At 55.1% G+C, this 12987-nt stretch carries 11 protein-coding genes and 4 tRNA genes; 13 read left to right on the forward strand and 2 right to left on the reverse strand.

Annotated features, from left to right (window positions below; translation table 11 throughout):
- The first annotated feature begins 2 nt into the window (after window positions 1-2).
- From rfbA to M989_RS14355, 13 genes are all read left to right on the forward strand, one after another.
- On the forward strand, window positions 3-884 hold the full coding sequence (gene rfbA / locus M989_RS14295; RefSeq protein WP_064546408.1) for a glucose-1-phosphate thymidylyltransferase RfbA: 882 nt from the start codon (window positions 3-5) through the stop codon (window positions 882-884).
- Window positions 862-1536 (forward strand): dTDP-4-amino-4,6-dideoxy-D-galactose acyltransferase, encoded by a 675-nt coding sequence (gene rffC, locus M989_RS14300; RefSeq protein WP_064546410.1) that lies wholly within the window; start codon window positions 862-864, stop codon window positions 1534-1536. Before rfbA ends, rffC begins: the two co-directional genes overlap by 23 nt.
- A gap of 4 nt (window positions 1537-1540) precedes the next feature.
- A complete protein-coding gene (rffA, locus tag M989_RS14305; RefSeq protein ID WP_064546412.1) occupies window positions 1541-2671 on the forward strand; it encodes a dTDP-4-amino-4,6-dideoxygalactose transaminase in 1131 nt (376 codons plus the stop codon).
- A 1-nt stretch (window position 2672) separates the two neighbouring features.
- Complete coding sequence (gene wzxE, locus M989_RS14310; protein ID WP_064546415.1) at window positions 2673-3923, forward strand: lipid III flippase WzxE; 1251 nt, start codon at window positions 2673-2675, stop codon at window positions 3921-3923.
- A complete protein-coding gene (locus tag M989_RS14315; protein WP_064546417.1) occupies window positions 3920-4999 on the forward strand; it encodes a TDP-N-acetylfucosamine:lipid II N-acetylfucosaminyltransferase in 1080 nt (359 codons plus the stop codon). The genes wzxE and M989_RS14315 overlap by 4 nt, the downstream gene beginning before the upstream one ends.
- A complete protein-coding gene (gene wzyE / locus M989_RS14320) occupies window positions 4996-6345 on the forward strand; it encodes an ECA oligosaccharide polymerase (protein WP_064546419.1) in 1350 nt (449 codons plus the stop codon). The genes M989_RS14315 and wzyE overlap by 4 nt, the downstream gene beginning before the upstream one ends.
- 1 nt (window position 6346) lies before the next feature.
- Window positions 6347-7087 carry a lipopolysaccharide N-acetylmannosaminouronosyltransferase gene (wecG, locus tag M989_RS14325; protein WP_064546421.1) on the forward strand — a complete coding sequence of 247 codons (741 nt, stop codon included), beginning with the start codon at window positions 6347-6349 and terminating at the stop codon, window positions 7085-7087.
- A 232-nt stretch (window positions 7088-7319) separates the two neighbouring features.
- On the forward strand, window positions 7320-8705 hold the full coding sequence (gene thrP / locus M989_RS14330) for a bifunctional threonine/serine APC transporter ThrP (protein WP_064546423.1): 1386 nt from the start codon (window positions 7320-7322) through the stop codon (window positions 8703-8705).
- A gap of 102 nt (window positions 8706-8807) precedes the next feature.
- Window positions 8808-8884 (forward strand) — tRNA-Arg (locus M989_RS14335).
- Window positions 8885-8942: 58 nt separating this feature from the next.
- A tRNA-His gene (locus M989_RS14340) sits at window positions 8943-9018 on the forward strand.
- Between the two features lie 23 nt (window positions 9019-9041).
- Window positions 9042-9127 (forward strand) — tRNA-Leu (locus M989_RS14345).
- A gap of 42 nt (window positions 9128-9169) precedes the next feature.
- Window positions 9170-9246: transfer RNA gene (locus M989_RS14350), tRNA-Pro, on the forward strand.
- 145 nt (window positions 9247-9391) lie between these two features.
- The gene (locus M989_RS14355) at window positions 9392-10627 is read left to right on the forward strand and encodes an anaerobic sulfatase maturase (protein ID WP_064546425.1); all 1236 of its coding nucleotides are present in this window, start codon (window positions 9392-9394) and stop codon (window positions 10625-10627) included.
- Window positions 10628-10672: 45 nt separating this feature from the next.
- Here the strand turns inward: M989_RS14355 and M989_RS14360 are convergent, their stop codons facing one another.
- Complete coding sequence (locus tag M989_RS14360) at window positions 10673-12325, reverse strand: arylsulfatase (protein WP_064546427.1); 1653 nt, start codon at window positions 12323-12325, stop codon at window positions 10673-10675.
- Window positions 12326-12787: 462 nt separating this feature from the next.
- A partial coding sequence (locus M989_RS26060; protein ID WP_209438768.1) for a hypothetical protein occupies window positions 12788-12987 on the reverse strand: 200 nt, incomplete at its 5' end.

Consider the following 12987-nt stretch of genomic DNA (forward strand, 5'->3'; position numbering starts at 1 on the left):
CAATGAAAGGCATTATTCTGGCGGGTGGCTCGGGTACGCGTCTGCATCCGATCACTCGCGGCGTGTCGAAACAGCTGCTGCCGATTTACGATAAACCGATGATCTACTACCCGCTGTCGGTGCTGATGCTGGCGGGGATACGTGACATATTGATCATCACCACGCCGGAAGACAAAAGTTACTTCCAGCGACTGTTGGGCGACGGCAGCGAGTTCGGTATTTCGCTACAGTACGCTGAACAACCCAGCCCTGACGGGCTGGCGCAGGCGTTTATCATCGGCGAAACCTTCCTCAACGGCGAGCCATCATGCCTGGTACTGGGCGACAACATTTTCTTCGGCCAGGGCTTCAGCCCAAAACTGCGTCATGTGGCGGCGCGTAGCGAAGGGGCGACGGTCTTTGGTTATCAGGTGATGGACCCGGAACGTTTTGGTGTGGTGGAGTTTGATGACCATTTCCAGGCGCTGTCGCTGGAGGAAAAACCGAAACAGCCGAAATCGAACTGGGCGGTCACCGGGCTGTATTTCTACGACAGCAAGGTTGTGGAATATGCGAAGCGGGTGAAGCCATCCGAACGCGGCGAGCTGGAGATCACCTCTATCAACCAGATGTATCTGGACGACGGTAAGCTAACCGTCGAGCTGCTGGGACGCGGTTTTGCCTGGTTGGATACCGGTACTCACGACAGCCTGATTGAAGCGAGTATGTTTGTGCAGACGGTCGAAAAACGTCAGGGCTTTAAAATTGCCTGTCTGGAAGAGATTGCCTGGCGCAACGGTTGGCTCGACGATGAAGGCGTGAAGCGCGCTGCCGCCGGGCTGGCGAAAACCGGCTACGGTCAATATCTGCTGGAGCTGCTCCGTGCCCGTCCGCGCCAGTATTGAGCCACTGACGTGGGAGAATCAGTTTTTCGGTATCAATAGCGCCATTGTCCGCTTTGCCGACGATGCGCCGCCGCTGACTACCGAACGGCTGCAGGGGTGGTCGCGGCTGCAGGCGAAAATTGCCGCGCATCAGGTTGAGCAGCTTGATGCGCTGCAGTCGCTGGGCTTTCAGCTGGTAGAAGGCGAGGTCGATCTGGCGCTGCCCGTTACGCCGGTGAGCCGCTCGCAGGCGCAGGTGGCCAGCGAGTCGGATATCCCGGAATTACGGGCGCTGGCGGCGCAGGCGTTTGCCTTAAGCCGTTTTCGTGCGCCGTGGTATGCCTCCGACGCCAGCGCCCGCTTCTATGCTCAGTGGATAGAAAATGCGGTCAAAGGCACTTTCGATAACCAGTGCCTGGTGCTTCGCAACGAGAACGGTACTATCCGCGCGTTTGTTTCCCTACGAGAATTGAGCGCCTCCGATGCGCGTATCGGCCTGCTGGCCGGGCGCGGCGCAGGCGCAGAACTGATGCAGGCTGCGGTACGCTGGGCGTATACTCGCGGCCTATCGACGCTACGGGTGGCGACGCAAGCCGGCAACACCGCAGCACTTCAACGCTATATTCACAGCGGCGCTAATGTCTTCAGCACCGCGTACTGGCTATACAGGTGACACCATGATCCCATTTAACGCCCCACCAGTCGTGGGTACTGAACTCGATTACATGCAATCCGCGATGGGCAGCGGCAAGCTGTGCGGCGATGGCGGTTTTACCCGTCGCTGCCAGCAGTGGATGGAACAGCGCTTCGGTAGCGCCAAAGTTCTGTTGACGCCATCCTGTACCGCATCGCTGGAGATGGCGGCCATCCTGTTGGATATCCAGCCGGGCGACGAAGTGATCATGCCGAGCTACACCTTTGTCTCCACCGCCAATGCCTTCGTGCTGCGCGGTGCGAAAATTGTGTTTGTTGATGTGCATAAAGAGACCATGAACATTGACGAAACGCGGATTGAAGCGGCGATCACCGACAAAACCCGCGCCATCGTGCCGGTGCACTATGCGGGCGTGGCCTGCGAGATGGACACCATCATGGCGCTGGCGAAAAAATACAATCTGTTCGTGGTGGAAGATGCCGCGCAGGGTGTGATGTCGACCTACAAAGGCCGCGCGCTGGGTTCCATCGGTCATATCGGTTGCTTCAGCTTCCACGAAACCAAAAACTACACCGCGGGTGGTGAAGGTGGCGCAACGTTAATTAACGATCGCGCGCTGGTTGAGCGGGCGGAAATCATTCGTGAAAAAGGGACCAATCGCAGCCAGTTCTTCCGGGGTTTGGTGGATAAGTACACCTGGCGCGATATCGGCTCGAGCTACCTGATGTCCGATCTGCAGGCTGCCTATCTGTGGGCGCAGCTCGAAGCCGCCGATCGCATCAATCAGCAGCGCCTTGCGCTGTGGCAGAACTATTATGACGCGCTGCTGCCGCTGGCCAACACCGGACGCATTGACCTGCCGGTGATTCCGCAAGACTGCGGCCATAATGCACACATGTTTTACATCAAGCTGCGTGACGTTGAAGACCGTAGCGCGCTGATTAACTGGCTGAAAGAGGCCGAAATTCTGGCGGTATTCCACTATATTCCGCTGCACGCCTGCCCGGCGGGCGAGAAGTTTGGCGAGTTCCACGGTGACGATCGCTTCACCACCAAAGAAAGTGAGCGCCTACTTCGTTTACCGCTGTTCTACAACCTGTCGCCGGTCGATCAGCGAACGGTGATCAATACGCTGCTGAGCTACTTCGCCTGATATGTCGCTGGCAAAAGCTTCGGTGTGGACCGCCGCGTCCACGCTGGTAAAAATTGGCGTTGGTCTGCTGGTGGTGAAGCTGTTGGCAGTGTCGTTTGGCCCCTCAGGCGTCGGCCAGGCGGGTAACTTCCGCCAGCTGGTGACCGTGCTCGGCGTGCTCGCCGGGGCCGGTATTTTCAACGGGGTGACAAAATTTGTTGCCCAGCATCACGACGATCCGGCGCGTTTACGGCAGGTCGTCGGCACGTCCTCAGCGATGGTGTTGGGGTTCTCGACGCTACTGGCAGCGATCTTCCTGCTGGCGGCGGCGCCGATAAGTCAGGGCCTGTTTGGCCATACCCACTATCAGGGTCTGGTACGGCTGGTCGCCCTGGTGCAGATGGGCATTGCCTGGGCGAACCTGCTGTTGGCGTTGATGAAAGGGTTCCGCGATGCCGCGGGCAACGCGCTGTCGTTGATAGCCGGGAGCCTGATCGGCGTTGTGGCCTATTACGTCTGCTATCGGTTAGGCGGTTATGAGGGCGCGCTGCTGGGGTTGGCGCTGGTGCCGGCGCTGATTGTCATTCCCGCAGCGGTGATGTTAACCCGGCGCGGCCAAATTCCATGGGGGTATCTCAAACCGCAGTGGGATAATGCGCTGGCGGGTCAGTTGGGGAAATTTACCCTGATGGCGCTGATTACCTCGGTCACCATGCCAGTGGCCTACGTGATGATGCGAAACCTGATGGCGGCGCACTACAGCTGGGATGAAGTGGGGATCTGGCAGGGCGTCAGCAGTATCTCCGACGCTTATCTGCAGTTTATTACCGCTTCGTTTAGCGTCTATCTGCTACCAACGTTATCGCGGCTGGTCACGAAGCAGGATATTTCTCGCGAAATTGGCCGCTCGCTGAAGTTTGTCTTACCCGCCGTGGCGGCCGCGAGCCTGACCGTCTGGCTGCTGCGCGACTTTGCTATCTGGCTGCTGTTTTCATCGAAGTTTATCGCCATGCGCGACCTGTTCGCATGGCAGCTGGTAGGCGATGTATTGAAAGTGGGCGCTTACGTTTTTGGTTATTTAGTCATTGCGAAGGCGTCGCTGCGTTTTTACATTCTGGCGGAACTGAGCCAGTTCACGCTGCTGACGGCGTTCTCGCACTGGCTGATTCCGGCGCACGGCGCGCTGGGGGCGGCGCAGGCCTATATGGCGACCTATATTGTTTATTTCACGCTCTGTAGCGGCGTATTTTTAATTTGGCGTAAACGGCAATGACCGAACTGATACACATCCTGGGATCGGACATCCCCCATCATAACCAGACGGTGCTACGGTTTTTTACCGATGAGCTGGCCGCAGAGCCTGCGCACGCCCGCCAGTTTATGGTGGTCAGCAAAGATGACGGCCTGGAGGCCGCGTTTCCCGCGCTGATGATTGCACGCTACGCCGATAAATCGGCATTGGCGAAAGCCGTGGTGGCGAAGGCGAAAGCCAATCGCCAGCAGCGATTCTTCTTCCACGGCCAGTTTAATACCGGTATCTGGCTGGCGCTGCTGAGCGGCGGCCTGAAGCCGTCGCAGGTCAGCTGGCATATCTGGGGGGCCGATCTGTATGAAGTCTCGTGTGGCCTGAAGTTCCGCCTGTTCTATCCGCTGCGCCGGATGGCGCAAGGCCGCGTAGGGCGCGTGTTCGCCACCTGCGGCGATCTGAGCTATTTCGGTAATATTCACCCGCAGGTGCCCGGCGAACTGCTCTATTTCCCGACGCGGATGGATCCGGCGCTGAATTCGCTGGCGGATGCCACGCCGCGAGAAGGTATGCTGACCATTCTGGTGGGCAATTCAGGCGATCGCAGCAACGAACATATTGCCGCGCTGAAAGCGGTACATCAGCAGTTTGGCGACACGGTGAACGTGATCGTACCGATGGGCTACCCGGCCAATAACGAGGCTTATATTGCTGAGGTAGACAGCGCTGCGCAGGCGTTGTTTAGCAAAGAAAATGTGCAGATTCTGCGCGAAAAGCTGGAATTTGACGCCTATCTTGCCCTGTTGCGCCGCTGCGATTTGGGCTATTTTATTTTTGCGCGCCAGCAGGGTATCGGCACGCTGTGCCTGCTCATTCAGGCGGGGATCCCCTGCGTGTTGAACCGCCAGAACCCGTTCTGGCTGGATATGGCCGAGCAGAATATTCCGGTGCTGTTTACCGACGACGCGCTCACCGAGCCGGTAGTGCGTGAAGCCCAGCGTCAGCTGGCGCTGGTGGACAAAAACGCCATCGCCTTTTTCAAACCTAACTATCTGGCGCCGTGGCATCGGGCGCTGCAACTGGCAGCGGGGGAGGCGATATGAGCGAAATGCAGTTTACTGGATTGTTCGTCGTCTGGCTGCTGTCGACGCTGTTTATCGGTACCCTGACGTGGTTTGAGTTTCGCCGCGTGCGCTTTAACTTCAACGTTTTCTTCTCGTTGCTGTTCCTGCTGACTTTCTTCTTCGGCTTCCCGCTAACCTGTACCCTGGTGTTTCGTTTCGGGGTCGGCGTTTCGCCGCCTGACGTATTGCTGCAAACGTTGCTGATTTCGGTTTGTTTCTATGCGGTGTACTACGTCACTTACAAAACCCGGCTGCGCTCGGCCAATGCGACGGTGACACGCCGCCCGCTGTTTACCATGAACCGGGTTGAGACGCATATTACCTGGGTGCTGCTGATGGGGCTTGCGCTGTTGACGGTTGGCACCTTCTTCCTGCATAACGGTTTTCTGCTGTTTAAGCTGCACTCCTATAGCCAGATTTTCTCCAGTGAGGTTTCCGGGGTCGCGCTTAAACGCTTCTTCTACTTCTTTATTCCGGCGATGCTGGTGGTCTATTTCCTCAAGCCGAGCTTTAAAGCGTGGATTGGCTTCCTGATTGCTACCGTGGCCTTCGGCCTACTGACCTACGCCATCGTTGGCGGCACGCGGGCAAATATCATTATCGCTTTCGCTATCTTCCTGTTTATCGGCATTATTCGCGGCTGGATTTCGCTGTGGATGCTGGTGGCGGCGGGCGTGCTGGGCATCGTTGGGATGTTCTGGCTGGCGCTGAAACGCTACGGTATGAACGTAAGCGGCGATGAAGCGTTTTACACCTTCCTCTATCTTACGCGCGATACCTTCTCGCCGTGGGAGAACCTGGCGCTGCTGCTGCAAAACTACGATAAGATCGACTTCCAGGGTCTGGCGCCGATGGTGCGCGATTTTTACGTCTTTATCCCCAGCTGGCTGTGGCCATCGCGCCCGAGCATCGTGCTGAATACCGCCAACTATTTTACCTGGGAAGTGCTCAACAACCACTCTGGCCTGGCGATTTCACCGACGTTGATTGGTTCGCTGGTGGTGATGGGCGGCATGTGGTTTGTGCCGCTGGGCGCGGTTGCGGTGGGGCTGATTATCAAATGGTTCGACTGGCTGTATATGCTGGGTAACCAGGAGCCGAATCGCTATAAGTCGGCCATCCTGCACAGTTTCTGTTTTGGCGCAATCTTCAACATGATCGTGCTGGCGCGCGAAGGGCTGGATTCTTTCGGCTCTCGCGTCGTTTTCTTTATGGTTATCTTTGGCTTCTGTTTGCTGATGGCGAAATTGCTGTACTGGTTGTTTGAGAGCGCGGGGCTTATCCATCAGCGGTTAAGACGCCTTTCGCACGTTGGAGAAGGATAAAATGGCTGACTTACAGACCGCGCCGACTTACACCTTACGCGGGATTAACCTCATCGGCTGGCGCAATATGCAACACGCGTTGGACTATCTGTATGCGGATGGCAATCTGAAGCAGGGCACGCTGGTGGCGATTAATGCCGAGAAGATGCTGACGCTGGAAGATAATGCAGAAGTGCGGGCGCTGATTAATGACGCCGAGTTTAAATATGCCGATGGTATCTCGGTGGTGCGCTCCGTTCGTAAGAAATACCCGCAGGCCGATGTGTCGCGCGTGGCGGGGGCTGACCTGTGGGAGGCGCTGATGGCGCGTGCGGGCGCAGAAGGGACGCCGGTGTTTCTGATTGGCGGTAAGCCGGAGGTGATGGCTGAAACCGCACAAAAACTGCGTCAGCAGTGGAATGTTAATCTGGTGGGGACCCAGGATGGCTACTTCACCGCCGAGCAGCGTCCCGCGTTGTTTGCACGTATCCGCGACAGCGGAGCGAAGATTGTGACCGTGGCAATGGGCTCCCCTAAGCAGGAAATCCTGATGCGCGACTGCCGTCAGGTCTATCCTGGCGCGCTCTATATGGGCGTGGGCGGCACCTATGATGTCTTTACCGGCCAGGTCAAGCGCGCGCCGAAGGTGTGGCAAAACCTGGGGCTGGAGTGGCTTTATCGCCTGCTCTCTCAGCCGAGCCGCATCACGCGCCAGCTGCGCCTGCTGCGCTATTTACGCTGGCATTACACCAATAACCTCTGAATATTCCGCGCATTATCGGCAATGAATCACGCATTTTCTGCGTGATTCATTCACAATCTCGATACGTTATCCCTCATTTATATTTGCCATTTGTGTGAATTTGTTAAACCATTCGCATGCCCTGACGATATATCCGTATTTCTACGGATATATCCACATCCGAAAGACATCTTTTTTTCTATAAAAATAAAACCGGCATCGACCGGATAGATATGCAAACACAAGAGGATCTATGGCAGAGAATAAACCGGAGCTCCAGCGCGGTCTGGAAGCCCGTCATATTGAATTGATTGCCCTTGGCGGCACCATTGGCGTCGGCCTGTTCATGGGCGCGGCAAGCACCCTGAAGTGGGCCGGACCGTCGGTGCTGCTGGCCTACATTCTGGCCGGGGTCTTTGTTTTCTTCATAATGCGCTCGATGGGCGAAATGCTGTTTATCGAACCGGTCACCGGCTCGTTCGCCGTTTACGCGCACCGTTATATGAGCCCGTTCTTCGGCTACCTCACCGCCTGGTCATACTGGTTTATGTGGATGGCGGTCGGGATTTCAGAAATCACCGCGATAGGCGTGTACGTGCAATTCTGGTTTCCGGAAATGGCGCAGTGGATCCCCGCGCTGATTGCCGTGGGGCTGGTGGCGCTGGCTAACCTGGCGGCGGTGCGCCTGTACGGGGAAATTGAATTCTGGTTCGCGATGATTAAGGTCACCACCATTATCGTGATGATTGTCATTGGTCTAGGCGTGATTTTCTTTGGCTTTGGCAACGGCGGCACCTCCATCGGTTTTAGCAACCTGACTGAACACGGCGGCTTCTTCGCGGGCGGCTGGAAGGGCTTCCTGACGGCGCTGTGTATCGTTGTGGCCTCCTATCAGGGCGTAGAGCTTATCGGTATGACGGCCGGTGAAGCCAGGAACCCGCAGGTGACCCTGCGCAGCGCGGTAGGCAAGGTGCTGTGGCGCATCCTGATTTTCTACGTGGGCGCGATTTTCGTTATCGTCACTATCTTCCCGTGGAATGAAATTGGCACCAACGGCAGCCCGTTTGTGCTGACCTTCGCCAAAATTGGTATCACCGCGGCAGCGGGCATTATCAACTTCGTGGTACTGACTGCAGCGCTGTCTGGCTGTAACAGCGGAATGTACAGCTGCGGGCGCATGCTCTACGCGCTGGCGAAAAACCGTCAGCTGCCTGCGGCGATGGCTAAAGTGAGCAAAAGCGGCGTACCGGCGGCCGGGGTGAGCGTGTCGATTGTTATCCTGTTGATTGGCTCCTGCCTGAACTACATCATTCCTAACCCGCAGCGCGTGTTCGTCTATGTCTACAGCGCCAGCGTGCTACCGGGGATGGTGCCGTGGTTCGTTATCCTGATTAGCCAGCTGCGTTTTCGTCGCGCACATAAAGCGGCGATTGCCAGCCATCCGTTCCGGTCAATTATGTTCCCGTGGGCCAACTATTTGACCATGGCGTTCCTGATTTGCGTGCTGATCGGTATGGGCTTCAATGACGATACCCGTATGTCGCTGTTTGTGGGCGCGCTGTTTTTGGCCATCGTGACCGTGGTTTATAAGGTTTTTGGTATGGGCAAGGGCGTTGAAGTGCAAAAAGTGCAGAAATAAGCAACAAAACGCACAAACCATGAGCAAACGATAATTTTCTTTAAAAAGGCACTAGACAGCGGGGTAGGAAGTCCGTATTATCCGACCCCGCAACGGCGCTAAGCGCCCGTAGCTCAGCTGGATAGAGCGCTGCCCTCCGGAGGCAGAGGTCTCAGGTTCGAATCCTGTCGGGCGCACCATTTACCCGGTGCTGGAGCTGCGGTGGTTTTTTTAAGACCGCGTAAAAGATTTGCAGTGGTGGCTATAGCTCAGTTGGTAGAGCCCTGGATTGTGATTCCAGTTGTCGTGGGTTCGAATCCCATTAGCCACCCCACTATTTGATAGAGTTGTGAATTTGCGAAGGTGGCGGAATTGGTAGACGCGCTAGCTTCAGGTGTTAGTGTCCTTAGGATGTGGGGGTTCGAGTCCCCCCCCTCGCACCACGACTTTAACGAATTGAACTAAAAATTCAAAAAGCAGTATTTCGGCGAGTAGCGCAGCTTGGTAGCGCAACTGGTTTGGGACCAGTGGGTCGGAGGTTCGAATCCTCTCTCGCCGACCAATTTTGAACCCCGCTTCGGCGGGGTTTTTTGTTTTCTCCGTTCCGCGCACATTTCTGAATTTCTCTCCATGCGCAAAAAACGCCCCTTTCGCTGAGTGACGCTTCACTATGATGAAGCCTTCCCGTGCATAAGGAAGGCGAGATAATGCCCCAACAGATTCCAATCCGCGCGTTTCACGCGATGGTCAAGCCCAGCGGCTCTGACTGCAACCTCAACTGTACCTACTGTTTTTATCTTGAGAAACAAGCGCTCTATCCCGACGCAGGTTTACGTATGAGTGATGAGACGCTGGAGGCATATATTAAAAACTATATTGCCGCCGTTGAAGCGCAGGCAGAAGTGGCTTTTACCTGGCAGGGTGGCGAACCGACGCTGCTGGGGCTCGACTTTTATCGTCGCGCGGTGGCGTTACAGGCGAAATATGGCGCGGGTCGACGTATCAGCAACAGTTTTCAGACCAACGGCGTGTTGCTGGATGACGAGTGGTGCTTCTTTTTCCGCGAACAGCGTTTTTTAATCGGCCTGTCGCTGGACGGCCCGGCGGAGATTCACAACGCGTATCGTCTGACAAAAGGCGGCAAGCCCACGCACAAGCTGGTGATGCGCGCGCTGGCGTTACTGCAAAAACATGGTGTTGATTACAATATTCTGGCCTGCGTGAACCAGCAAAGTGCACTGCAACCACTTAAAGTGTATGATTTTCTGTGTGAATCCGGAGCGGAATTCATCCAGTTTATCCCGGTCGTTGAGCGGCTGGCTGCCCCGCGGGAATCCAGCGCGGGTCTGTCCCTGCATGGGCCAGGTACTGCACAGACTGCCGAAGGCATCACGGCCTGGTCCGTTCGCCCGAAAGCCTATGGTGAGTTTCTTACCGCGATTTTTGACCGTTGGATTCAGCGCGACGTCGGTAAAGTTTTCGTGATGAACATTGAATGGGCCTTCGCCAACTTTGTTGGCGCGCCCGGAGCGGTGTGTCACCATCAGCCCACCTGCGGGCGCTCGATCGTCGTTGAGCACAATGGTGATGTTTATGCCTGCGATCACTATGTTTACCCCGAATTTCATCTCGGCAATATCCATCAGCACAGCTTTGCGCAGATGATTGATACCCCTGAGCAGGAACAGTTCGGTCGGGATAAATTTACCCGCCTGCCGGAGGCCTGTAAGCAGTGTGAAGTGCTGAGAGCGTGCTGGGGCGGCTGCCCTAAGCATCGCTTTATACCCACGGAGGGCGGCGAGCAGAACTACCTGTGTGAAGGTTTCCGCCACTACTTCCGCCATTTACCTCCCTATCTGAAAGCGATGCGTGACCTTCTTGCCAGCGGTCGTCCGGCCAGCGATATCATGAAGGCGCAGCTGGTATTCCCGTCGCACAAATAAAAAACCCGCCGGAAATTGCTCCGGCGGGCTGAATCAGTGCGGCTCTCAGAGCTTGATTTGGACTTTTGGCGGATATTTTTTCAGGATAGCCATGTAGTCATGGACTTCAGTCTGTAGCGGCACGCCCATCGGGATATGGCGGACGCCGACGGATTCGCGTTCTTGTGGGTCGGTATAGAGATTAAAGATCATGGTTCCTGCCGTCTGCATCACCGCGCCAGTGAAGCCGCCCTGATAGCCGGTTTGGGTAAAGGCATACGGTTGTTGAATGAGCAGATGATACTTGAACTCATCGATACGCACGGCGGAGAGCTGGCCGTTCAGGAAGTAGTGTTCCGCCTTGCGGTTTGACTGGCCGTTAGTGCCGAGAAAGAATGAGGACTGATCGACTCCGTCGATGAAGGTGGTTGTGGGTACCAGTTTAGAGACTTCCGCTCCCGGTTTACCGGCCAGCGCCAGCGCCGTTGGGAACAGATCCGCCAGATCGACGATACCGTCGGACTTACGCGGCTGGATCATCCCTTTCCAGTAAACGAAGGTCGGTACGCGAACGCCGCCTTCCCAGGTGGATCCTTTTGCCCCGCGGAACGGCGTGCGACCATGCGGTGGGACTTCCGCTTCCGGACCGTTATCGGAGGTGAAGACGATCAGCGTATTATCCAACTGACCGTTTTTCTCCAGCGTTTTATACAGGTTGGCGAACACATCGTTCATTTCAACCATGCAATCGCCATAGGAGGTTCGCGCCGGTGAACTCCCCGCATATTTGGCGTTAGGGTAGTTGTCGAAGTGGCAGCCGCGCGTGCCATAGTAAAGGAAAAAGGGCTTATCGCTTTTCGCCATCTTGTTGAGGAAGTCTACGCCGTACTGCATCCAGCGCTGGTCAAGATCCTCCATATATTTCGGCGTAATATCGGCGATGGCTTCCTGTTTACCGCCTCGTACCGCGTGAACGTCATCTTTGCTGAACGGCAGATTTTTAATGTACTCGGTGCGAGAGGGGCTGAGCGCCACCTCTGGGTTCACGTTGACGTCACGCCACTCGGTATACATATCGGAGACCGAGTTAAACCCGCGGAAATCATCAAAGCCGACGTTCTGCGGCTGCGAGCCCTCATTTTCGCCCATGTGCCATTTACCGATGGCTTGGGTGACATAGCCCCGATCGTGCAGCAATTGCGGTAGGGTGGTTAACCCTTCCAGCCCACCTGGCATGCCATACATCGGGGGCATCAGGATCCCGTGATGTACAGAGTATTGACCGGTCATGATGGTGGCGCGTGTGGGAGACGAGCTCGGCTGTGAGTAAGCAGAAGTCAGAATCAACCCCTGGCTGGCAACCGCATCAATATCCGGAGTCGGGTTACCAACCGCGACGCCGCCGCCGTTAAAACCCACATCCATCCAACCTACGTCATCGAGAATGAAGATGATCACGTTAGGTTTTTTGCCGGTTTTTTTCTCGATGTCGGCCAGCTTTTGCTGCGCCTCTTTATTCTGCTCGGGGTGCATCATCACCGGCATCATATTGTCGGCAATGGTCGTGGCTTTTTTTACCAGATATTGGTTGGGATGATCGTAACCGGAAAAACCTTCCCGTGCCGTCGCAATAGCAGGGGAATCTGTTGCGCTAGCGAGCGCGGGAAGTGCTGCCATAACGGCGATGGCAAGCAGCTTGGGAGAAAAAGATAAATCCATTATATAATCTCCATGAAGTATATATTTCTATTAAATAAAATTGAGCATTCTGGTGCATTGTTCAGGTGAATAGATGTGGGTAATAATAAAATGTATAAATATTAATGAGATAGTTGAAGTGAGAGGGAAATTCACCTGGCAAGGATCTTATATCTGATACTTTGATGATGTAAATGCTGCCAGGCAGGATATGTGAAATGAACGTGAGGGTTAAATGTTACTGAATCTTCGGAGATAAATATTGTGAATAATGTTTAATGAGTCATTTTTATTTATTATTTCTGCTTTCGTATATTTCTCTCACCCGGTACAAAACTGAATATCTGTTTTTTCTCGCGATGTCGTACGCCTGACGTTGAAAAAGAACGATATTTTTTGTTACGGAAGGTGTTTTCCCCTGGGATCCTGTGACATAATGCGCCGCGTAGATGCTCATTCCATCTCTTATGTTCGCCTTGTGCATCATAAACTCAGGAATGATGCAGAGCCATTGACGGTGCTTATCGTCCACTGACAGATGTCGCTTTTTGCCTCATCAGACACCATGGACATAACGTTGAGTGAAGCACCCATTAGTTGTCGAATTAAACCTGTATTAGCGCCTGCTCCCACAAAGAGCAGGCGTTTTTTTATGGGTAAAAAAGAAAAGGGGCCATTCGGCC

This window comes from Kluyvera georgiana ATCC 51603 (genome assembly GCF_001654985.1).
In the GTDB taxonomy this organism is placed as follows: domain Bacteria; phylum Pseudomonadota; class Gammaproteobacteria; order Enterobacterales; family Enterobacteriaceae; genus Kluyvera; species Kluyvera georgiana.

Coding starts and splice junctions, on each gene's coding strand:
- rfbA (WP_064546408.1), top strand. CDS start 3: ATGAAAGGCATTATTCTGGCGGGTGGCTCGGGTACGCGTCTGCATCCG.
- rffA (WP_064546412.1), top strand. CDS start 1,541: ATGATCCCATTTAACGCCCCACCAGTCGTGGGTACTGAACTCGATTAC.
- wzxE (WP_064546415.1), top strand. CDS start 2,673: ATGTCGCTGGCAAAAGCTTCGGTGTGGACCGCCGCGTCCACGCTGGTA.
- M989_RS14315 (WP_064546417.1), top strand. CDS start 3,920: ATGACCGAACTGATACACATCCTGGGATCGGACATCCCCCATCATAAC.
- wzyE (WP_064546419.1), top strand. CDS start 4,996: ATGAGCGAAATGCAGTTTACTGGATTGTTCGTCGTCTGGCTGCTGTCG.
- wecG (WP_064546421.1), top strand. CDS start 6,347: ATGGCTGACTTACAGACCGCGCCGACTTACACCTTACGCGGGATTAAC.
- thrP (WP_064546423.1), top strand. CDS start 7,320: ATGGCAGAGAATAAACCGGAGCTCCAGCGCGGTCTGGAAGCCCGTCAT.
- M989_RS14355 (WP_064546425.1), top strand. CDS start 9,392: ATGCCCCAACAGATTCCAATCCGCGCGTTTCACGCGATGGTCAAGCCC.
- M989_RS14360 (WP_064546427.1), bottom strand. CDS start 12,325: ATGGATTTATCTTTTTCTCCCAAGCTGCTTGCCATCGCCGTTATGGCA.